Genomic DNA, 21,343 nt, shown 5'->3' with positions numbered 1-21,343 from the left:
AGCGACTCAAGCAGAAGGAGATGAGAAAGGAGAACTGAGTGACCGAGTTGGCGTTCTGGGGCCGGTGCTCGACGGAGGACCGGCAGGACCCCGAGGCGTCGCGGGCGTGGCAGATCAGCCGCGCCAAAGCGCTCGTGGAGCCTCATGGAGGCCGGATCGTGGCGGAGTTCTTCGATGTGGACAAATCGCGCTCGATACCGCCGTTGAGACGGCCCCAGGCCGCCCTCCTACTGGGGCAACTCGCCATGCCGGACCGCGGGTTCGACGCGGTGGTGGTGGGTGAGCCTCAGCGGGCGTTCTACGGCAATCAGTTCGGTCTGACTTTCCCACTGTTCGAGCACTACGGCGTGCCTCTGTGGGTGCCCGAGGTCGGCGGGCCGATCGATCCCGCCAACGAAGCACACGAGTTGATCATGTCGATGTTCGGCGGGATCAGCAAAGGGGAGCGGAACCGGATCAAGATCCGCGTAAGGTCGTCCATGGCGGCGCTGGCGCAGGTGGAAGGGCGATATCTGGGCGGTCGGCCGCCGTACGGCTACTGCCTGGTTGACCTCGGCCCTCACCCCAACCCCAGCAAGGCCGCGGACGGCAAACGACTCCACGGCCTTGCACCGCATCCGGCGACGAGCGACGTAGTCCGGCGCATCTTCCGAGAGTTCCGCGCAGGCAAAGGAATCTTCGCCATCGCCGAAGGGCTTACCAAGGATGGGATTCCATGCCCGTCCGCGCAGGATCGGCAGAGGAACCGGCACCGTGATGGGATTGCCTGGTCCAAGAGCGCCATCCGGGCGATCATCATCAATCCGCGCTACACCGGCCGCCAAGTCTGGAACAAGCAACGCAAGGACGAGGTGCTCATCGATGTCCAGGACGTTGCTCTCGGCCACATGACCAAGCAGCGGTGGAACGCCGCGGATCAGTGGGTCTGGTCTGCGGAAGTCACTCATGAGCCGCTGGTCACGCCGGAGGAGTTCGAGCAGGCGCAGGAGATTCTCGCCGGTCGGGGACGCGGGCCGACCAGCCACAAGCCGCATCCCACGCGCAGGCCCTATGCCCTGCGCGGGGTTCTCTTCTGTGGCTACTGCACTCGGCGTATGCAAGGCAACTGGAACCACGGGCAGTCCTACTACAGGTGCCGCTATCCGGCGGAATACGCCCTGGCCAATGACGTCGACCATCCGAAGACGGTCTATCTACGAGAAGCCGACGTCCTGCCGTCGCTGGATGCGTGGCTGGCCGTGCAGTTCGGTGGGCGACTCGAGGAGACGGCGCGCGTCCTCGCTGATTACGGCCAGGAGCCGAAGGACGGGATCGCGGAATCGCTCAGGCTGAAGATCGAAGAGTGTGACCGCAAGCTCGCTCAGCATCGGGCAGCACTTGAGGCCGGCGCGGATCCGGCACTGATCGCTCAATGGATGGCTGAGACGCAAGCACAGCGAGTTTCGGCTCAGGCGCAGCTACGACAGTCCAGCGGCCGACGCCGCATGACGCGAGAGGAGATTCACACCGTGATGATCGCACTAGGTGACCTCGTCAAGGTCATTCAGGACGCTGATCCACTCGATAAGGCCGAGCTCTACGCCCAGATCGGGCTGCGGCTGACGTACAGACCCCAGAAACAGCTCGTGGAGGCTCAGGTTGTCCCTGGCCCCCACGTGTGCAAAAGGTACGTGTCCGAGGGGGGACTTGAACCCCCATGCCCATCACTGGGCACTAGCACCTCAAGCTAGCGCGTCTGCCTATTCCGCCACCCGGACTTGGTGCCTGCACGCGAGACCGTCATCCCGCGTCGGCTCAGTAAGGTTAGCAAACTCTGAGGAGTGCGTCATACCAAGAATCCGCACCCCGGTAGAGACCGCCCCCAGGGCCTCCATTGGGGCTTACGTGGGGGCGCACGGAGGGTGATGGGGTGGTTGCGGATGGTTTGAGTGGCGGGGAGTTGGTGAATTCCTGGGTCTCAGGTGAAAAGGCCTTGCGGCAACCTTGGGTGGTGCTACGGTTACGGACCGTTGAGGGGTGAGTCCACGGACCGGCCTCACGACGTGAGGCCGGTTCTGGAGCTCGGGAGGGCATGTGACGCGCGAGGCGGTGCGACTGCAGAGGGCTACGGCCCGGGCTGCGCGTCGCCCGCGCGTGACTGTCCCGGCGCAGGACGTGACCACCGATCGGGTCGACCGGATGGCGCGGTTCGCGGCCGGTGCCCGTCGGCTCGTCGTGCGGGCAGTCGCGATTGGCGCCCTGGTGGCCGCCGGGTGGCTGCTTGCTGTTGTGTTCGGCATGCTCACCGCCGCTCCGGCGGCCGCGGACGCCACCGCGGCGACAGGAACGGCCGGCGACGCCGTCGAGGCGTCAGGAGCGACCGGAGACGGCACCGCGGCGACAGCGGTCACGGAAGGTGCCGGGGCTGCACATGAGTCTCCCGGCGGCCCGGGTCGTGTCTCGGCGTCGGACAACGCCGAGGCCATGGCCGGGCGTACGGTGGACGGCCTCAACAGCCAGCGGGATCCTGGCCTGCCTGCACCATCCAGCGCCGGAAAGATCCTGGACACCAATGGTCTGGTGCCCAACGGCGGTGGCAGCGGCCCCTTCGGGCCCGCAACCGGGGATGTCGCGAGGTCCGTGTTCGACCCGCGGCTCCAGGCTGGGCGCGCCCCCCTGGCGCGCCTGCTTCCCCCCGTCGTCCGCACAGCGGCGGACGACCCCTCTTTCTCACCTGACTGATACCCGCCAGGACCCTGGCCGGAGCCGACGAATCACAACGAAGGACGTCGGCCGGCGGGTCCCCGGAAAGTAGCGCGGCGGAGCGTGGCTTGAATCCCTCCGCCTGCGGGTGAACACGTCAGTTCAGCTGGTTCGCGAGTCCCAGGTCTCCGCTGTGCGCGAAGTCGCATGCGATCACATGAAGTCGCGTGAGACCGCGCACGGCCTCGGGCTGCCCGCGAACCGTTCAGGTAATCCCCCCAAGAACCACTAGGAGCATTCATCATGCGTACGTGGGCGAAGGCATCGAGCCCCGCGGCCCTGCTGGCCGTGGCAGTCATGTCGTTCGGCGGCAGCGGCACCGCGCTGGCCGACACCTCGGGCGACGCGTCCGTCGGCGGCGGTAACCAGGTCAACCTCCCCGTCTCCCTGCCGATCGACATCAGCGGCAACGCCGTCGCCGGGGCCGGCAAGTCGGAGGCGACCTCGCAGGGCGGCGCCGAGGTCGTCAACTCGGGCAGGGCAGGCATCCCCAGCAGGACCTCGGGCAACGCGAGCGTGCTCGGCGGCAACCAGCTGAACGCGCCGATCAGCGCGCCGGTCAACGCCTGTGGCAACGCCGTCTCCCTGATCGGCAAGTCCGACGCGGGCTGCAAGGGCGGCGCCACCGTCCGCAACCAGGGCAGGGGCGGCGCCGGTGGCAACCAGACCTCTGGCAACGCCGGCGTCCTGGGCGGCAACCAGATCACCGCGCCCATCTCCGCCCCGCTGAACGTCTGCGGCAACGCGGTGGCGATCTTCGGGGACGCGACGGCCGGCTGCAAGGGCGGCTCCAGCGTCTACAACACCGGCGTGGGGGCGGGTGGCAACCGTACGTCGGGTGACGCCTCCGTGCTGGGCGGCAACCAGGTCATCGCGCCGATCACCGCGCCGATCAACATCTGCGGCAACTCGGTGGCCGTGTTCGGGCGGGCGTTCTCCGGCTGCCAGGGAGGCTCGACCGTCACGAACAACGGCGGCCCCGGCAACCGCTACCAGGCCCGCCACATGGCCGCGGGCTCGACGGGCAACGACACCGACGGGCGCTTCGGGGCCGGCAGCGGCAACCAGGTCGTCGCCCCGGTCAGCCTGCCGGTCGACGTCTGCGGCAACGCCGCGGGCAACGCGACCGCCGGGTGCAAGGGCGGCTCGAAGGTGCTGAACTCCGGCGGCGGCTCCGGCGCGGGCGGCAACACCACGTCGGGCACCGCCGGAGTGCTGAGCGGCAACCAGGCGGTCGCGCCGGTCAGCGCCCCGGTCGACATCTGCGGCAACGCCGCGGCCGTGCTCGGCCACGCGTTCGCCGGCTGCAAGGGCGGAGCCACCGTGAAGAAGGGCGGCAGGGGAGCCGGCGGCAACCACACTTCCGGCGCGGCCGGGGTGCTGGCCGGCAACCAGGCGGTGGCGCCGATCACCGCGCCGATCAACGTCTGCGGCAACGCCGCCGCCGTGCTCGGCAAGTCCCAGGCCCACTGCAGGGGCGGCGCCGGCGTCTGGCCGCAGGACGGGGTCGGCGGGGGCGGTAACCGCACCTCCGGCCGGGCCGGGGTGCTGGCGGGCAACCAGGCGGTGGCGCCGATCACCGCGCCGATCAACGTCTGCGGCAACGCCGCCGCCGTGCTGGGCGACGCCGCGGCCGGGTGCCTCGGCGGCTCGCACGTCGGCAGGCCCGGGCACGAGGGCCCCGACGGGTTCGAGCGCTTCGCCCGCGCCAACACCAAGGTGGCGGCGGCCAAGGGCGGGTTGCTGCCCATCACGCCCGCCCTCCCGGTCCTGGGCGGGGTCCCGGACGTCAGCGGTGTCACCGAGCAGGTGCAGGGTCTCGCCGGCGGTGGCGAGCTGACCAAGCAGCTCCAGGACATGGGCAACCTCGCCGAGGTCACCAGGCCGATCGAGGGTGTCGGCAACGTCGCCGGCGTCTCCCAGCAGGTGCCCGCCGTCCAGGACCTCACTCAGACCTTCGGCCTGCCGCAGCTCCCCGAGCTGCCCGGCCTGCCCGGGGCCCCGGCCAAGCCGAGGAAGAACCCGGTGTCCGCCCCGGTCGACAGCAAGGGCCGCGCCACCTCCTCCAGCCCGATCTCCGCGCTCGACCCGGCCACCGACCTGGTCGCCTCCACCCCGGCCGGCGGCGTTGTGACCTCGGCCACCCGCAGCCTGCCGGTCGGCGACCTCGGCCTGATGAGCGCCGAGCAGCCCGCCGGTCTCACCGGCATGAACTCCGGCTCCCTGCTCGCTCTCGTGGTGGGCTCGCTGCTGGCCGCCTCGGCGACGCTGTTCGCCTCGGCCCGCCGGTTCCGGATCGGCCGTAAGTAAGGGATCAGGAAGCACATAACACCGTACGGCTGCTGCTCACAGCCCGTGAGCAGTAAGCGATAGATGCTTTGCCCGTTCCGGGGGCGCGGCCCGGGGCGGGCAAAGCCATGTTCGCGGTCAGAGCGTGCGGCGTACTCGCAGGATCTTGCGCCGTAGGCGTACGTGACGGCTCCCGTCGGGGTGTACGCGTACGCGCGCGAGCTCCCACTGACCGTACTCTGCGTGTTCGGTCAGCAGTTGACGTGCTGCTTCGCGAGTGAGGTCGCGCGGGATGAAGATATCCATGTAGGAGTAGTCGAGCACAACGATTAGTCTCCAGGGTGAGTCAGGGCGCCATGCCGCTCGATGGGCCTTATTCTGCGTGCTTGTGGGTGGACCCGGAAGCTAGTGGGTAGCCCGGGGGAAGGAAATTTCCGCGAGTCGGGTTACCTTTCAGTCTGTGCCGACTCCCGGCAGGGGGATTTGCAAGCGAACAGCGAGGTAGGAAGCAGCGTGCCAGCCAACAACGGCAGCGCCGGCGGAACACGCCTGGTGATCGTCGAGTCGCCCGCCAAGGCGAAGACGATTGCCGGGTACCTCGGGCGCGGCTACATCGTCGAATCGAGCATCGGTCACATCCGCGACCTGCCGGAGAAGGCCGACGACATCCCCGAGAAGTTCAAGGGGGCGCCTTGGGCACGGCTCGGGGTCAATGTCGAGCACGAGTTCGAGCCGCTGTACGTCGTCAACCCCGACAAGCGGTCACAGGTCGCCAAGCTGCGGCAGCTGCTGAAGGACGCTGACGAGCTCTATCTGGCCACTGACGAGGACCGCGAGGGCGAGGCGATCGCCTGGCACCTGCGGGAGGTGCTCAAGCCCAAGGTCCCCGTGCATCGCATGGTGTTCCACGAGATCACCCCGCAGGCGATCCGGGACGCCGTGGCCAACCCGCGCGACCTCAACCTCCGGCTGGTGGACGCCCAGGAGACCCGGCGCATCCTCGACCGCCTCTACGGTTACGAGGTCAGCCCCGTCCTGTGGAAGAAGGTCAAGCCGAAGCTGTCGGCCGGCCGGGTGCAGTCGGTGGCGACGCGGCTGGTCGTGGAGCGCGAGCGCGACCGCATCGCGTTCACGTCCGCCCACTACTGGGACCTGCAGGCGCTGTTCGACACGAACAAGCCCGAGGAGCGGCCGCGCGACTTCACCGCCACGCTGACCGTGGTCGACGGCAGGCGGGTGGCGCAGGGGCGCGACTTCGCCAGCACGGGGCAGCTCAAGAACGCCGACGTGCTGCACCTGTCCGAGGCCGCCGCGGGAGAGCTGGCCGGGCGGCTGCAGGGGGCGTCGTTCGCGGTCAAGTCGGTGGAGCGCAAGCCGTACACGCGCAAGCCGTACGCGCCGTTCCGGACGACCACCTTGCAGCAGGAGGCCAGCCGGAAGCTGGGCTTCTCCGCCAAATACACGATGCAGGTCGCGCAGCGGCTCTATGAGAACGGCTTCATCACCTACATGCGTACCGACAGCATCACGCTGTCGGAGACGGCGGTGGCGGCCGCGCGGTCGCAGGCGATCAAGCTGTACGGCGCCGCGTACGTGCCCGACAAGCCGCGCGTCTACTCCAGCAAGGTGAAGAGCGCGCAGGAGGCGCACGAGGCGATCCGGCCCTCGGGCGAGGAGTTCCGCACGCCCGGCGAGACCGGGCTGTCGGGCGACATGTTCCGCCTCTACGAGCTGATCTGGCAGCGCACCGTGTCCTCCCAGATGAAGGACGCGGTCGGCGAGTCGATCACCGTGAAGGTGGGCGGGAGGTCGACGGCCGGCGAGGACGTCGAGTTCAGCGCCTCCGGGCGGACGATCACGTTCTACGGGTTCCTGAAGGCGTACGTCGAGGGGGCCGACGACCCCTCGACCGACCGCGACGACTCCGAGAAGCGGCTGCCGAACCTGGTGGAGGGCGACGCGCTCAGCGTGTCGCGCCTCGACGTGGCCGGTCACTCGACCAAGCCGCCCGCGCGTTACACCGAGGCGTCGCTGGTCAAGGAGCTGGAGGATCGGGAGATCGGGCGGCCGTCGACGTACGCCTCGATCATCGGGACCATTCTCGACCGTGGTTACGTGTTCAAGAAGGGCACGGCGCTGGTGCCGTCGTTCCTGGCGTTCGCCGTGGTCAACCTGCTGGAGCAGCATTTCGGCAACCTGGTCGACTACGACTTCACGGCCGACATGGAGAAGGTGCTCGACGACATCGCCAACGACCGGGCGGAGCGGGTGCCGGAGCTGCAGCGCTTCTACTACGGCGCCGACGGCGACGAGGGCCTGAAGGAGATGGTCACCGACCTCGGCGACATCGACGCCAAGGAGATCAGCTCGTTCCCGGTCAAGGGCACGGACATCGTGCTGCGGGTCGGACGATACGGCCCCTACCTGGACAGGGACGGCGCGCGAGTCAACGTGCCCGAGGACATGACGCCCGACGAGCTGACGGCGGAGAAGGCCGAGGAGCTGTTCTCGCGGCCGACGGGCGACCGGCAGCTCGGGAACGACCCGGTGACCGGGCACATGATCGTGGCCAAGGACGGACGATACGGGCCTTATGTGACCGAGGTCCTGCCGGAGCCGGCCGCCGACGAGGAGGCCCCGAAGCGGCGTACGAAGAAGGCCGACGCGCCGAAGCCGCGCACCAGCTCGCTGTTCAAGTCGATGTCGCTGGACACGATCACGCTGGACGACGCGCTCAAGCTGCTGACGATCCCCCGGGTCGTGGGCGAGCTGGAGGGCGAGGAGGTCGTGGCGCACAACGGGAAGTTCGGCCCCTACCTGAAGAAGGGGACCGACTCCCGCTCGCTGGCCTCCGAGGACGCCCTGCTGACGGTCACCATCGAGCAGGCGAAGGAGCTGTTCGCGCAGCCCAAGCAGCGTGGACGGGGCCGGGCCGCGGCCGCGGCGCCGCTGCGGGAGCTGGGCGACGACCCCAACTCCAAGAAGCCCGTGGTGGTCAAGGAGGGGCGGTTCGGGCCGTACGTGACCGACGGCGAGACGAACGCGTCGCTGCGCAAGGGTGACACGGTCGAGGACATCACGATCGAGCGGGCGGCAGAGCTGCTGGCCGAGCGGCGTGAGCGGGCCCCGGCGCCCAAGAAGACGACCACGCGGAAGGCCCCGGCGAAGAAGGCTCCCGCGAAGAAGCCGGCCACCAAGTCATAGATCACATTCCGGCGGTCAACGGGGTATGGCCGCCGGAAGTAGCATCGTTCGTGTGTTCGTCTTGGTTTTCGTGGCCGCGGTCCTGCTCGCGCACTGGTACCTGTGGAATCGCCTGGTGCGTCGCACGACCGGTCCCGGGTGGGTCCGTAAGACCCTGACCTGGAGCCTGGTCGCGTTGCTCGCGATTCTCGTGACGACCTTCGTGGGCACGAGGATGGGCCTGGAGAGCTGGGTGGCCTGGCCGGGGTACATCTGGCTGGCGTTGATGTTCTACCTGGTCGTGATCCTCGCTGTGCTGGAGATCCCGCGGGCCGTGGCCTTGGGGTTCCTGCGCAGGGCGGAGCGGCGCGAGCGGGCGCCCGAGTCCGTGGCCACGCCCGTCGCGGTGCCGGCGGGCGCGGCGCCGTCGGAGGAGCCCGCCGCTTCGGGGTCGGCTGCTTCGGGGTCGGCTGGTTCGAGGTCTGCTGCTTCGGGGTTGGCTGGTTCGGGGTCGGCTGGTTCGGGGTTTGCCGCTTTCGACCCCGCCGCGCCGGAGGTCGAGGCCCCGGCGGCCGCTCCCATGAGCAGGCGGATCTTCCTGGAGCGGACCACCGCGGCGATCGCCGGGGTGAGCGCGCTGGGGACGGTCGGGTACGGCCTGACGAGCGCGCTGGGCGACCCCGTGATCGAGCCGGTCAAGGTCACGCTGCCGAAGCTGGATCCGCGGCTGGGCGGCCTGCGCTTCGCCGTGGTGAGCGACATCCACCTGGGGCCGCTCACGGGCATCGGGCACACCGAGCGGATCGTGCGGATGATCAACGGCCTCCAGCCCGACGTGGTGGCGATCGTGGGCGACCTGGTGGACGGCTCGGTGGCCCAGCTGGGGGCGCTGGCCCGGCCGTTGCAGAACCTTGAGTCCCGCTATGGGGCATATTTCGTGACCGGTAACCACGAGTACTTCTCGCCCGGGGGACCCGGCGAATGGATCGAGGAGCTCGGGGAGCTCGGCGTACGCTCTCTGCGAAACGAGCGGGTCGAGATCAAGCATCAGGGTGCCGTGCTCGACCTGGCCGGCGTCAACGACGTCGGCGGCGCCGCCAGCGGTGACGGCCCCGACTTCGCCAAGGCGCTCGGCGGGCGCGACACCGGCCGCTCCACGGTGCTGCTCGCGCACCAGCCGGTCCAGGTGGACGAGGCCGCGCGGCACGGTGTCGACCTGCAGCTGTCCGGGCACACGCACGGCGGGCAGATCGCGCCGTTCAACCTCGTGGTGGGGCTGCAGCAGCCGGTGGTGTCGGGGCTGGCCACGGTGGACGGCGTACAGGTGTACGTCACCAGGGGCGCCGGCTTCTGGGGGCCGCCGGTGCGCGTCGGGGCTCCGCCCGAGATCACGATCCTTGAACTCCAGAGCTGACTTTTCGTGATGCGGTAGTCACGCGGCGCCATGATGGCGTAGAGTATCCGACCGGATACTTTTCGGAGGTAGGGCATGGTCTCCTCGCCGATGGAGCGGGTGCTGGGGCAGGACGTCGCCATCTGGGCCAGGCGGGGCGGCCTGCTGTTCAAGCAGGCCAGGCATGCCGCGAGCCTCAACCAGAAGGCCCTGGCCAGCGTGAGCGGCACGTCCCGGACGACGTTGTCGGCCTACGAGCACGGCAGGAAGTCGCCGACGCTCGAGACCGCGGGGCGCATCCTCGACGCGGCCGGGTTCCGGCTGGTGCTGGAGGCCAAGGTCGAGTGCGCGGCGCGGGTGACGGGCGACGGGCGGAAGTTCCACGTCCCCAGCCGCCTGCCGCGGCTGCCGGTGGCTGCCGCGCTCGGGGTCGTGCGGGTGGCGGGCCGGGCCTACGACCTGGCCGACCGGGACGAGCGGCGGGCGGCCTACACCGCCCTGCTGTGCGAGGGCGGGCCCGATGAGCTGCTCGATCATGTGGACGGCGTGCTGCTGATCGACCTGTGGGACGAGCTCGTTCTTCCCGAGGAGATCCGCGCCGAGTGGGGGCCTTTGGTGGAAGAGGCGCGACATGAGGCCGGAGTTATGAATTGATGATGTTTTTGGGGGCCTATTCCAGCTGTGTAACCTGCGCCCGAGCCCGATCACGTAATACCCTCAGCCACGAGCAGCCGGGAATATCCGGCTCCTCTCTTGTCTGCCCCACTCCGGCCAACACCTGGATACGCTGAAATCATGACTGCCCTTGGCCGAAGCCGCCCCACCCACGTGCTGGCCAATGCGCCGTTCCGACGGCTCTGGACGGCCATGTCGGTGTGCAGTCTGGGTGACTGGCTCAACCTCCTGGCGCTCACCGCCCTGGCGGGAAACCTCACTCAGGGCGACTACCGCGTGCAGTCGCTGGCCGTCGGCGGCGTGTTCGTCGCCAAGATGTTGCCGGCGGTGCTGCTCGGGCCGCTCGCCGGCGTGTTCGCCGACCGGTTCGACCGGCGGCTGACGATGTTCACGGCCGACCTGGCCAGGTTCGCGGTGGTGCTGTCGATCCCGTTCGTGAACAGCTACCAGTGGGTCATCATCGCGACCGTCCTGGTCGAGTGCGTCAACCTGTTCTGGGTGCCGGCCAAGGACGCGACGGTGCCCAACCTGGTGCCCAAGGCGCAGCTCGAGGCGGCCAACCAGCTCAACCTGCTGGTCACGTACGGCACCGCGCCGATCGCGGCCATGCTGTTCGCCGCGCTGTCGGTGGCGGGCGACCTGGTCACCGGCATGGTGCCGTTCCTGGCGGGCCGCGACGCCACCGGGCTGGCGCTGGTCGTCAACGCGTGCGCGTACCTCGTGTCGGCGTTCCTGATCTTCACCCTGCGGGACATCCCCAAGCGCGACGGCGCGATCTCCACGCCCTCCGTACTGAAGCAGGTGGTCGAGGGCTGGCGGTTCGTGGGCGGCAACCGGCTGGTGCGCGGCCTGGTCATCGGCATGCTCGGGGCGTTCGCCGCGGGCGGGGCCGTGGTGGGCGTGGCGAAGGTCTACGTGGTGGCGCTCGGCGGCGGTGACGCGGCCTACGGCGTGGTGTTCGGGGCGGTCTTCGTCGGCATGGCGCTGGGCATGTTCTTCGGGCTCAGGCTGCTGCGCGAGCTGTCCCGGCGGCGGCTGTTCGGGCTGGCCATCACCGTCGCGGGCCTGGTGCTGGTGGCGATCGCGCTGGTGCACAACCTGGTGATCGTGGTCATGCTGACCGTGGTGCTGGGGGCGTGCGCGGGGATCGCCTGGATCATCGGCTACACGCTGATCGGGCTCGAGGTCGAGGACTCGCTGCGGGGCCGTACGTTCTCGTTCCTGCAGTCCACCGCGCGGGTGACCCTGCTGTTCGTGGTCTCCGTGGCCAACCCGCTGGCCGCGCTCTTCGGGGTGCACGTGCTGGGGCTGGGCGAGTTCAGCTACCGGTTCGACGGGACCAACCTGGTGCTGGTGATCGGCGGCGCGCTCGCGATGGGCGTCGGCGTGCTGGCGCTGCGGCACATGGACGACAGGAAGGGTGTCTCCCTGTCGGCCGACCTGATCGCGGCGGTGCGCGGCGAGCGCTTCCCCACCGAGGCGGCCGAGCACGTGCCCGGGCTGTTCGTGGCGTTCGAGGGCGGCGAGGGGTCGGGCAAGACCACCCAGTCGCGGCTGATCGCCATCTGGCTGCGCGACCAGGGCTTCGACGTCGTGCAGACGCGCGAGCCGGGCTCCACCAAGGTGGGCATGCGGTTGCGCGCCATCCTGCTCGACGCGGCCGAGCGGGGGCTGTCGGCGCGTTCCGAGGCCCTCCTGTACGCCGCCGACCGGGCCGAGCACGTGGAGAAGGTGATCAGGCCGGCCCTCTACCGGGGCTCGCTCGTGGTCACCGACCGCTACGTCGACTCCTCCCTGGCCTACCAGGGCGCGGGGCGGGCGCTCGACCCCAAGGACGTGTCGAAGATCAATGCCTGGGCGACCGGCGGGCTGGTGCCGCACCTGACCGTGCTCATCGACACGCCGCCCGAGGTGGGGCTGACCCGGCTGGGCGGGGCGGCCGACCGGATCGAGTCCGAGCCGCTGGAGTTCCACGAGCGGGTGCGCAAGGAGTTCCGGTCGCTGGCGGCGGCGGCGCCCGAGCGCTACCTGGTGGTGGACGGCACGCTGGCGCAAGACGTGATCACCCGGCAGATCCAGGACCGGATCAGGGAGATCCTGCCCGACCCGGTGCCGCGCGAGTCGGAGGACATCACCGGCACGATGCCCGCCATCCGCGACTAGCCGCCACTCGTCCCCTCGTAAGGTGAAGTGCAACTAGCCTTACGTCGTGACGGTTTTCGATGACCTCGTAGGACAGGACCAGGCGACAGCCGTGCTGTCGCGTGCCGCGACGGCGGCCGGCGAGGTCGTCGCCGGGGGGCGCGGCGCCGGCATGACGCACGCCTGGCTGTTCACCGGCCCGCCGGGCTCGGGCCGCGAGGACGCCGCCCGCGCCTTCGCCGCAGCGCTCATGTGCCGCGACGGCGGCTGCGGCCACTGCGACCAGTGCCACCAGGTGCTCATCGGCTCGCATCCCGACCTGGAGTCCGTACGCCCTGAGGGGCTCTCCTACAGCGTCAAGCAGACCAGGGAGCTGATCCTGCGCGCGGCCGGGGCGCCGACGCAGGGGCGGTGGCGGGTCATCCTGTTCGAGGACGCCGACCGGGCCACGGAGTCGGCCGCGAACGCCCTGCTCAAGGCCATCGAGGAGCCGCCGCCGCGGACGGTCTGGCTGCTGTGCGCGCCCGCGCCCGACGACCTGATGATCACCATCCGGTCGCGCTGCCGCATGGTTAACCTGACCACCCCAGCCACGGAGGCCGTCGCCCACGTGCTGGCCACCCGCGACAGCGTGCCCTGGGACACCGCCAGGTTCGCCGCGCGGGCCGCCCAGGGGCACATCAGCCGGGCGCGCGCCCTCGCGCTGGACGAGGGCGTCAGGGCGCGGCGGGAGGCGGTGCTGAGCATCCCGCGCTCGCTGACCGGCGTCGGTGAGTGCGTCTCCGCCGCGGAGCGGCTGGTGAAGACGGCCGAGGAGGAGGCCGCCGCCGCCACGGCCCTGCTCAACGACAGCGAGACGTCGGAGCTGCGCAAGCTGTACGGGGAGGGGTCCACGGGCAAGGGGCTCAACCGGGGGCTGGTGCGCGGTGGGGCCGGGGCGTTGAAGGAGCTGGAGGACCGGCAGAAGTCGCGGGCCACGCGGATCAAGCGTGACTCGCTGGACGCGGCGTTGCTGGAGCTGGTGTCGTTCTATCGGGACGTGCTGACGATGCAGTTCGGGGCGGCCGGGGTGGAGCTGGCCAACGACGACATCCGCTTCGACCTGGATCAGCTGGCCAAGTCGTCCACGCCCGAGGAGACGTTGCGGCGGATCGACGCGATCATGCAGTGCAGGGAACGGTTGGCGGCGAACGTCAATCCGCAGATGGCCGTCGAGGCGATGATGCTGGCGCTGCGGCCCTGAACGAGAGAAGAGTGAGTCCTGAGCGGCCGCGGTACGAGGGTGTGGTTCGTGAAGACAGATCCCAGCACCCTTCTCACCGCGTTGTACGTCAGCGGCGGTGGCCGGGCCGGCCGGACGAAGCTGGCGTGGCGTACGGGATCGGCTTGCGGCCGCCACTTCCGGGCGTGTGGGCGCAGAGGCAGCGGTAAGCGGCGACCCGGCGTTCCGGCCAGGGCGGCGCGTACATGGGTCGGCGCGGCTCCCCGTCCACAGGGCGCGCTCAGGGGGACGGTCGGGTGCGGTGAGAGGCGGAAGATAACCGTGTGACCCGAGCAGCAGATGAGGCCGACAGGCGTCTCTGTTATGTGGAAGTCGAACTGCTCACCCAACAAGAAGACCTGGCGCGGCGGCGGGTCGATGTGGCGTCGATCTTCGCCGAGCACCACGTCGGCCTCGTGCGGCTGGCCCTCATCATGGTCGGCGATCAGGCGACCGCGGAAGACGTCGTGCAGGAGGCGTTCGCGCGCACGCACGCCGGCCGGGCGAGGTTGCGCGATGGCGACAAGGCCCTCGCCTACGTGCGTTCCGCGGTACTCAACGGGTGCCGGTCGGTGCTGCGCAGGCGGGCGACGGTGTTCCGCCGGCCGTACGAACCGCCTGTCTGGTCGGCGGAGAGCGCCGCGCTGATGGGCGAGGAGCGGCGGGAGGTCATGCTGGCGCTGCGCCGGCTGCCGCGGAGGCAGCGGGAGGCGCTGACGTTGCGCTACTACTTCGATCTCCCGGACCAGGAGATCGCGGAGACGATGGGGATCAGCGCGAGCACGGCCAGGTCCACGATCGCGCGGGGGCTGGCGGCCCTCGGCCGAGCGCTTGGGGAGGATTCATGAACAGCCCTGTGGAAGACCGACTGCGGGAGGCCCTCGTCGAGGCCGGGGCGACGGTGGACATCGGCACGCTGCGGCCGCTGCGGGTGCCGGAGCGGCGCAGGTCCCGGGTGGACTTCCGGCTGGTGACCGTGGCGGTGGCCGTGGTGCTCGCGGGGGCGGCCACCGCCGTGGTGCTGCGCGCCGGCCCCGGGGCCGAGGACCGTGCGGTGGCGGCGGACCCGCCGGCCCAGAGCGGCGGGACGGAGATGACCGTCTTCCTGTGTACGAAGTCGGCGCCGAAGGAGTCGCCCTGCCAGGGCCGCGCCGCCAGCCGTGAGCAGGTCAGGACGATCGAGCGCGCGTTGCACCAGTCGCAGCAGGTCGCCAGCGTGCTCTTCGTGGACCAGGCGACGGCCTACGAGAACTTCAAGAAGATCTTCGCGCACAACACGTCACTGATGGAGGAGATCAAGGTCACCGACCTGCCGGCCTCGTTCAGATTGAAGACCAGGCACGATGGCGACCGGCGGCAGGTGAAGGAGTCGCTCCGGGGGCTCGGCGGGATCCAGCACGTCGCCGACCAGGCCGAGTCCGACGTCCGCCCGCAGACCGAGGCCGGCCGGAGTTGGCAGATCAGCGTCTTCCTGTGCTCGAAGGGGGCGAGCCTGCCGTCGTGCGGCGGGGAGAGCGTGACCGGAAAGAACGGCGAGCCGGTGGTCACCAAGGAGGGGAAGGGCGCGACGGTGGCCCAGAAGATGGCGATCCAGAAGTTGATCGAGAGCATGCCCGGGGTGGAGGAGGTCCTCTTCGAGGATCAGGCGTCGGCGTTCAAGAACTTCCAGAAGGCGTTCAAGGACAACGAGGCGCTCGTCAAGGCGACCAAGGTGGAGGACATGCCGGAAAGGTTCAGGATCAGGCTCACAGCGGCATTCGACGGGCAGGGCTTGGTCAGTGAGCTGAAGCGGCAACCGGGGGTGGCCCAGGTGCTCTACCAGCCGTGCATGGACGACCGGTCGGCGCTGGCCGACAACTTCGGCCTGCTCCTTCCTGACAGCAAGGTGTGCCCCGCCGGGAAGTGATCACCGAACATCCGGGCCGGCACCCCTGACCGCCGGCCCACGGACACACGTAATGTGGCAAGGAAGGCAGCCAGTTACCCCTAGGCCGTCAGGAGGCGAGCTCGAGCCCATGGGAATGATCATGGCCGTGAGCTTCACCCGCTACGGGAGGCTCTACTACCTCGATCCCGGCGAGCACAGCCCCAAGGTGGGCGACAAGGTGCTCGTGCCGACGGACTCAGGTCCCGAGGTGGCGGAGTGTGTGTGGGCGCCGCAATACACGAGCGAGGACATCGACGGTTTGCCGGTGTGCGCAGGTTTGGCGGGAGAGGAGCACCTGGGCCGCGACGAGACCAACAAGCGCCGCAGGGCCGAGGCACGCAGCGTGTCCAAACGGCTGATCAAGCGGCACACGCTGCCGATGAAGGTCGTCGGCATCGACTATCTCGACGAGGACAACGTCTATACGGTCTACTTCTCGGCGCCGCATCGGGTGGATTTCCGTGCCCTGGTGCGCGACCTGGCCCGCAACCTCCGGGCCAGGGTCGAGTTGCGGCAGATCGGGCCCAGGGACGAGGCGCGGCTCCAGGGCGGCATCGGCCCCTGCGGCCGTGACCTGTGCTGCGCCACGTTCCTGAAGGACTTCGAGCCGGTTTCGGTACGCATGGCCAAGGACCAGGACCTCCCGGTCAACCCGCTGCGGATCGCGGGGGCGTGCGGGCGGCTCATGTGCTGCCTGAAGTACGAGCACCCGTTGTATGTCGAGACTCGCAACAGAATGCCTAGGGCCGGAAGCCGCGTGAGCACCCCTGTAGGGGACGGGACCGTGGTGGGGCACAACGTGCCGTCGGACACGGTGACGGTGCGCCTCGACGACGGTGGACGGCGCTGTGCGTGCCCCTCAGCGTCGGTGTGCTCGCCTCGCATCCAGCACGAGACAATGTATGGCAAGGAGCAGGATTCGCCCGGCCAGCCCCCCTCCGGTGACGGCTGAGGGCAGCGTTGCCGCCGCGAGGCTATTCGTTGATCTACGAGCGCCGCCGACCCGTTGTCTTGTGAAGCGAGGCGGAGGGAGGCTCGTTTTCCCGCGGGCAGGGATGCGGGACGCGCTACGGCGATGGGGAGTCCGGGGCTGCGGGCCTTGAGCGGGGACGTCGGGGCCCTCGACGGTTTGCGGGCCATCGAGGGCCGGACTGATGCCGTGCTCGGGCTGTTTCAGCACCCGTCGCGGTTGCTCCAGCTACCCACTGTCGTCCACCAGGGTCCAGCGCTTTCGGGTGGAAGAGCTCCGCTGCTCTTTTGACGCCCCACTCGAACGGTGATCTGACAGATACGCTGCCCAGTAGACGGGAGGCTTACCGAAACCCACTTGTCCACGCCGTTGCACTCCAAACGCGTGTGCGTCTGCACAGGTTCGTAGCCGAACTCGTCGACCCAGCCTGCTGCACAGTATCCGTCCGTGGCGAAGTCCTTGAGCCAGAACGAGACGGTGACTCGCGCCCCGTAGTCCGTCCAGTACAGTTCGCCTTCGCCGAGGCGGGCGACGTTCCGCCACACGCCATTTACGTAGCCAGCGTGAAGCGTGTACGGGATTGCATCCCGGTGCCAGGAGTCGGCGGCGGTGAATGCGACGGCCGGGCTGCTTCCGAAGACAGGCAACGCGACACATGCCGCTAACACGAGCCGAATGATCGAACGCATTCTCATCCCCTCGTAGATCGTGAACCCCGTTCTTCCTGGGATCGTCCACGGGGGCCGCGCCCCTGTCCATGTCTTTCGGTTGTGGCCGAAAGACCCAGCTCCGGGCAGGTCAGGGCCAGGAACGCGCCAACGCGGCGTACTTTCGCGTCAACGACGCCGTTAAGGCCGGCATGGGGCGCCGCACCAGGTATGCCGACGGCCTGAATGGCGAACTTCATTGGAAATGCTATTGAATAGCAATTCTCCAACGAAACAGTTAGAGGGTTCGTCGCCCACCCATGGATGGCCGCTCATGCTCAGGATCTATTTCACGAGCGACGACATCGCGCGGACCAGGATCGCCGCCGGGGCGGACCCGCTGTGGGAACTGGTCCTGAGCCTGCAGATGCTCAGACCGCAGCGAGGCGACCTGCTGTTCACCGCATGGCGCCAGGAGGCATGCAAGGCGGTACGGCACGCAAAGCTCGGAAAGGCACGGGGCCTGCTGCTGACCTTGACCCCGAACGTGGGCTATTTCCCGGACTTCTTGAACCCCATCGAGGCGATACATGGTCTGGATCACGGTATTGAGGCGCTTCGCACCACTCCCATCCCGATGCTCAAGCGGGACGTCGGCCGCCTTGCCGCCACGCGGCGGCTACCCGACAGTGCCTGGCGCTTGGCCGCCGGCGAACCCGCCGTGATTGCCGACCTGACCGAGGCCATGCGTACCTGCTACGACCTGATTGTCATGCCCTACCGACGCAGTATCGACGCCGCTCTGGAGAAAGACCGCCGGATCCGTACCTCCGCCCTGGCCACCGGCGGTGTGGAGGGAATGCTGGCCAGCCTGCGCCCGATGATGACCTGGTCAGCCGGCGAACTTCGCATCCCCGGACACCGCCACCAGGAGCTTCACCTTCGCGGCCGAGGATTGCTGCTCATCCCGTCGTACTTCTGCGTCAGCGGACCACTGACGATGTTCGATCCCGATCTGCCGCCGGTGTTGATCTACCCTGTCGTGCGCGGGCCGGATGCCTTGCCGTCGCGCACCTCGATGGTGTCAGCCGCGCTCGGAGCGCTGATCGGATCGACACGGGCTGCGGTGCTGGATGCCATCGGCATGCGCGAGGGGATGAGCACAACTGCGCTGGCCCGCCACTTGAGCATCTCCCCGGCCTCCGCCAGCGAGCACACCACCGTTCTGCGGCAGTCCGGATTGATCTCCAGCCATCGCGACTTCAACCGGACACTGCATCGCCTGACCGAACTCGGTCGCGCGCTGTTGGACACCAACAGTTAGCGCCAGCAGGCTCATGAACGATGACGTCGAACGTGGCGACGGAGCCGTACCGTCAGCCGGGGTCGGGAGAGGTGAATGCTCTGCTTCGGCGTGCGGACCGGCGGCCGTTGCGTGGTTACGGCGGGCGGGTGGTGACGCAGGCGCCGGCCACGCTGGGGTGACCGGTCCGCTCTATGACCGCAACTCATGGCCGGGGCTGACCGGGATCCTGTGCCAGGCGTTCAGGGGGGACGGGCCGGACAACGCCGACTTGGCGCCGAGGATCGGGGCGTACCTTAGGTGGTCGTCGCTGCCGTGCGCCATACCCTCCGACACTCAAGACCCGGCCGCTGAGCGCGAGGGGGCCCGGTGCTATTGCTGGTCATCGGCACCGAGCGCGATCCGGCCACGCCTTGCAGTGGGCCCGGGGGTTGGCCGGCGAACTGGAGTCGGGTGTGCTGCTGAAGTACGGAGGCGACGGGCACACCGTTTACCTCAACGGGTCGCGGTGTGTGGCCGACACCTGGTGGCGGGGGTGGCGCCGGAGGGCGAGGCGATCTGTCCTGGCATCGGATGATCGGTGGGAGCGAGAACCCCTCGGGCTCCTGTAGACTCTTTCACGCTGCACGGCAGATGCCGCCTTAGCTCAGTCGGCCAGAGCACTTCACTCGTAATGAAGGGGTCTGGGGTTCGAATCCCCAAGGCGGCTCACAGTTCGAAGGCCCTTCCGGATGATCCGGGAGGGCCTTCTGCTTAGGCGGATCGTGGGTGTTACGCCTTGAGGAGTTGTTCGCTCAGCTCCCACAGCCGTCGTGCCGAGTCCGGGTCGACGGCGTGCGGTACGACGTCGGACGGGATGTCGTCCTCGGTGCCGAAGTTGATGGGTCTCGGGGTGTCCAGTGGGGAGATGTCGTTGTCCTTCAGGTAGACACCGCCGATGTCGGCGAGCAGTGGGCTGGTCGCGGCGAAGACGCTGGTACTGGCGCCCTGCTGGGGTGTCTTCTTCTCGCGGTCGGGGTCGATGATCGGCCGGCCGGAGGCGTCGATCAGGCCCATGGCCCGCAGCGCGTCCTCGGTTATCGACGGGCCCAGGTTCGTGCCGACGACGATGCCCGGGTGGACGGCGTAGCCGCGGATTCCGTCTGCGGCCCATCGGCGGTCCAGTTCGACGGCGAACAGGACGTTGGCGGTCTTGGACTGGCCGTAGGCGAGCATGCCGTCGTAGCCGGTGGTGAAGTGCGGGTCGTCCCAGCGGATGTCGGAGAGCCGGTGGCCGCCGGACGTCACGTTGACGACTCGGGCGCCGTGCGCGGCGCGCAGGGCGGGGAGCAGGCCCAGGGTCAGCTGGAAGTGGCCGAGATGGTTGGTCGCGAACTGTGATTCGTAGCCGCGCGTGTCTCGGACCAGCGGGCCGGCCATGACGCCGGCGTTGTTGAGCAGGATGTGGAGCGGACGATCGGAATCGAGGTAGCGGGTGGCGAAGGCGTCGATCGACGTCGGGTCGAGGAGGTCCAGTTGGCTGACCTCGACGCGCTCGATCCCGGCCAGCGCGGGGACGGCACGGTCCGGGTTGCGCGACCCCACGGTGACGGACGCGCCGGCCTTGCTGAGCGCACGCGTGGTCTCCAGGCCGAGCCCGACGTGGCCGCCGGTGATGACGACGTTCCTGCCGGAAAGGTCGATGCCCTTGAGCACCTCGTCAGCCGTCGATGCCGCGGTGAAGCCGGATCCAATGGGGTGCTGGTTCTTGGTCATGTCACCACTCTGCGCGTGGCCGCTCGTACTTTGAATCTTTGACGGTCCGGTTTTCTTGCGCGATAGTACGGAAATGGTCGTCGATCAGCTGTCCGAGGTGTTCGACCTCGTCGAGGTCCGTGGTCTGCTGTCGGGTGGTTTCGCGGCGCGGGGGCCCTGGGTGTCGCGTACCGCCGTCGAGGATCCGCTGAAGCTCCTCGCGGTGGTGTGCGGGCGGGGGCGGCTGACCGCTGACGGCATCGAGGGGCCGGTCGAGCTCGGACCGGGCGACGTCGCCATCCTGAACAACCGGTCGTGGCTGCGGCTCGAGGGCGGCACGGGCGACGGGCCGCCCCGCGAGATCGTGCCTGAAGAGGGCTTTTCCTTCACCCGCTTCGTCGGCGCCGACTGCGGTAGCGACGACGTCGTCATCGGCGGGCGCGTCGACCTCAACCCGGCCGGTCGGACCCTGCTCCTGCAGGCGCTTCCGCCGGTGGGGGTGGTCCGGGCATCGGCTGCCGCGGCGTCCAACCTGCGCGGCACGCTCGACCGGCTGTTCGGGGAGGTGATCGCGAACCGGATGGGGTCGGCGTTCGCGATCCGGCAGTACGGCCAGCTCCTGCTGCTCGAGGTGCTGCGCGCGTACGTCGACCAGGCCGAGCTGCCCCCGGGATGGCTACGGGTGCTGACCGACGAACGGTTGCGCCCGGCGCTCGACCTCATGCATGCCGAACCCGGGAGGCATTGGGGCCTGGAGGAACTGGCACGGGCCGCGGCGATGTCGCGGACGTCGTTCGCCGAACGCTTCCGGACCGTGGCGGGCGTACCGCCGCTGACCTATCTCAACCGCTGGCGGATGCTGCTGGCGCAGCGGGCCCTTCGTGACGGCGACGTCCGCGTCGGGTCGCTGGCGGCCGAGCTGGGGTACGCGTCGGAGAGTGCCTTCAGCACCGCGTTCAAGCGGGAGGTGGGGGTGTCGCCGCTGCGCTACCGGTACCGGGTGCGGGGTGAACTGTCGGGTCGCGTCGGTTCGGTGTCGGTACAGCCATCTTTGTGATCTTCAAGGTCTGCGCGCTG

Annotated in this window: 15 protein-coding genes, 2 tRNA genes and 1 pseudogene; 15 read left to right on the top strand and 3 right to left on the bottom strand. The window is 69.1% G+C overall.

All coding sequences use genetic code 11. The features are described from left to right. Nucleotides 1-38 precede the first annotated feature (38 nt). A pseudogene (locus AB0J69_RS12225) lies at nt 39-1,145 on the top strand (recombinase family protein); the annotation flags it as partial. Between the two features lie 526 nt (nt 1,146-1,671). On the opposite strand, the gene AB0J69_RS12220 reads toward AB0J69_RS12225, so the two are convergent. Beyond that, nucleotides 1,672-1,757: transfer RNA gene (locus AB0J69_RS12220), tRNA-Leu, on the bottom strand. Nucleotides 1,758-2,154: 397 nt separating this feature from the next. Here AB0J69_RS12220 and AB0J69_RS12215 point away from each other — a divergent pair. Further along, nucleotides 2,155-2,721, top strand: a complete 567-nt coding sequence (locus AB0J69_RS12215; RefSeq protein ID WP_364115912.1) for a hypothetical protein — start codon at nt 2,155-2,157, stop codon at nt 2,719-2,721. A gap of 264 nt (nt 2,722-2,985) precedes the next feature. Continuing rightward, nucleotides 2,986-5,052: a chaplin family protein gene (locus AB0J69_RS12210; RefSeq protein WP_364115909.1), complete on the top strand. Its 2,067-nt coding sequence runs from the start codon at nt 2,986-2,988 to the stop codon at nt 5,050-5,052. A gap of 117 nt (nt 5,053-5,169) precedes the next feature. On the opposite strand, the gene AB0J69_RS12205 is transcribed toward AB0J69_RS12210, so the two are convergent. Beyond that, nucleotides 5,170-5,355, bottom strand: coding sequence for a DUF5703 family protein (locus AB0J69_RS12205; RefSeq protein ID WP_364115906.1), 186 nt, complete (start codon nt 5,353-5,355; stop codon nt 5,170-5,172). Nucleotides 5,356-5,544: 189 nt separating this feature from the next. On the opposite strand from AB0J69_RS12205, the gene topA reads away from it, so the two are divergent. The 11 genes from topA to AB0J69_RS12150 all read left to right on the top strand — a co-directional run bounded on the left by topA (nt 5,545) and on the right by AB0J69_RS12150 (nt 19,241). Further along, nucleotides 5,545-8,235, top strand: a complete 2,691-nt coding sequence (gene topA / locus AB0J69_RS12200; RefSeq protein ID WP_364115903.1) for a type I DNA topoisomerase — start codon at nt 5,545-5,547, stop codon at nt 8,233-8,235. Nucleotides 8,236-8,287: 52 nt separating this feature from the next. Continuing rightward, complete coding sequence (locus AB0J69_RS12195; protein WP_364115900.1) at nt 8,288-9,628, top strand: metallophosphoesterase; 1,341 nt, start codon at nt 8,288-8,290, stop codon at nt 9,626-9,628. Between the two features lie 75 nt (nt 9,629-9,703). After that, the gene (locus tag AB0J69_RS12190; protein ID WP_364115897.1) at nt 9,704-10,261 is read left to right on the top strand and encodes a helix-turn-helix domain-containing protein; all 558 of its coding nucleotides are present in this window, start codon (nt 9,704-9,706) and stop codon (nt 10,259-10,261) included. 141 nt (nt 10,262-10,402) lie between these two features. Continuing rightward, nucleotides 10,403-12,445, top strand: coding sequence for a dTMP kinase (gene tmk / locus AB0J69_RS12185; protein ID WP_364115894.1), 2,043 nt, complete (start codon nt 10,403-10,405; stop codon nt 12,443-12,445). Between the two features lie 46 nt (nt 12,446-12,491). Further along, entirely contained in the window at nt 12,492-13,667 is a 1,176-nt protein-coding gene (locus AB0J69_RS12180) for a DNA polymerase III subunit delta' (protein ID WP_364115892.1), read from the top strand. Nucleotides 13,668-14,011: 344 nt separating this feature from the next. Then, entirely contained in the window at nt 14,012-14,533 is a 522-nt protein-coding gene (locus AB0J69_RS12175) for a SigE family RNA polymerase sigma factor (RefSeq protein ID WP_364115889.1), read from the top strand. Further along, nucleotides 14,530-15,591, top strand: coding sequence for a permease-like cell division protein FtsX (locus AB0J69_RS12170; RefSeq protein WP_364115886.1), 1,062 nt, complete (start codon nt 14,530-14,532; stop codon nt 15,589-15,591). The genes AB0J69_RS12175 and AB0J69_RS12170 overlap by 4 nt, the downstream gene beginning before the upstream one ends. A 115-nt stretch (nt 15,592-15,706) precedes the next feature. Continuing rightward, nucleotides 15,707-16,564, top strand: coding sequence for a regulatory iron-sulfur-containing complex subunit RicT (gene ricT, locus AB0J69_RS12165; protein WP_364116285.1), 858 nt, complete (start codon nt 15,707-15,709; stop codon nt 16,562-16,564). A gap of 999 nt (nt 16,565-17,563) precedes the next feature. Continuing rightward, a complete protein-coding gene (locus AB0J69_RS12160; protein ID WP_364115884.1) occupies nt 17,564-18,553 on the top strand; it encodes a helix-turn-helix domain-containing protein in 990 nt (329 codons plus the stop codon). 434 nt (nt 18,554-18,987) lie between these two features. Then, nucleotides 18,988-19,143, top strand: coding sequence for a hypothetical protein (locus AB0J69_RS12155; RefSeq protein ID WP_364115881.1), 156 nt, complete (start codon nt 18,988-18,990; stop codon nt 19,141-19,143). A 24-nt stretch (nt 19,144-19,167) separates the two neighbouring features. Continuing rightward, nucleotides 19,168-19,241 (top strand) — tRNA-Thr (locus AB0J69_RS12150). Between the two features lie 62 nt (nt 19,242-19,303). On the opposite strand, the gene AB0J69_RS12145 is transcribed toward AB0J69_RS12150, so the two are convergent. Further along, nucleotides 19,304-20,287, bottom strand: a complete 984-nt coding sequence (locus AB0J69_RS12145; RefSeq protein WP_364115878.1) for an SDR family NAD(P)-dependent oxidoreductase — start codon at nt 20,285-20,287, stop codon at nt 19,304-19,306. A gap of 73 nt (nt 20,288-20,360) precedes the next feature. Between AB0J69_RS12145 and AB0J69_RS12140 the strand changes: the two genes are divergently transcribed. Then, the gene (locus tag AB0J69_RS12140; protein WP_364115876.1) at nt 20,361-21,323 is read left to right on the top strand and encodes an AraC family transcriptional regulator; all 963 of its coding nucleotides are present in this window, start codon (nt 20,361-20,363) and stop codon (nt 21,321-21,323) included. Nucleotides 21,324-21,343: the final 20 nt, after the last annotated feature.

This window comes from Nonomuraea sp. NPDC049709 (genome assembly GCF_040674815.1).
In the GTDB taxonomy this organism is placed as follows: Bacteria; Actinomycetota; Actinomycetes; order Streptosporangiales; family Streptosporangiaceae; genus Nonomuraea.
Note: the sequence above shows the minus strand (reverse complement) of the source record. Positions and strands in the feature narration are given on the sequence as shown.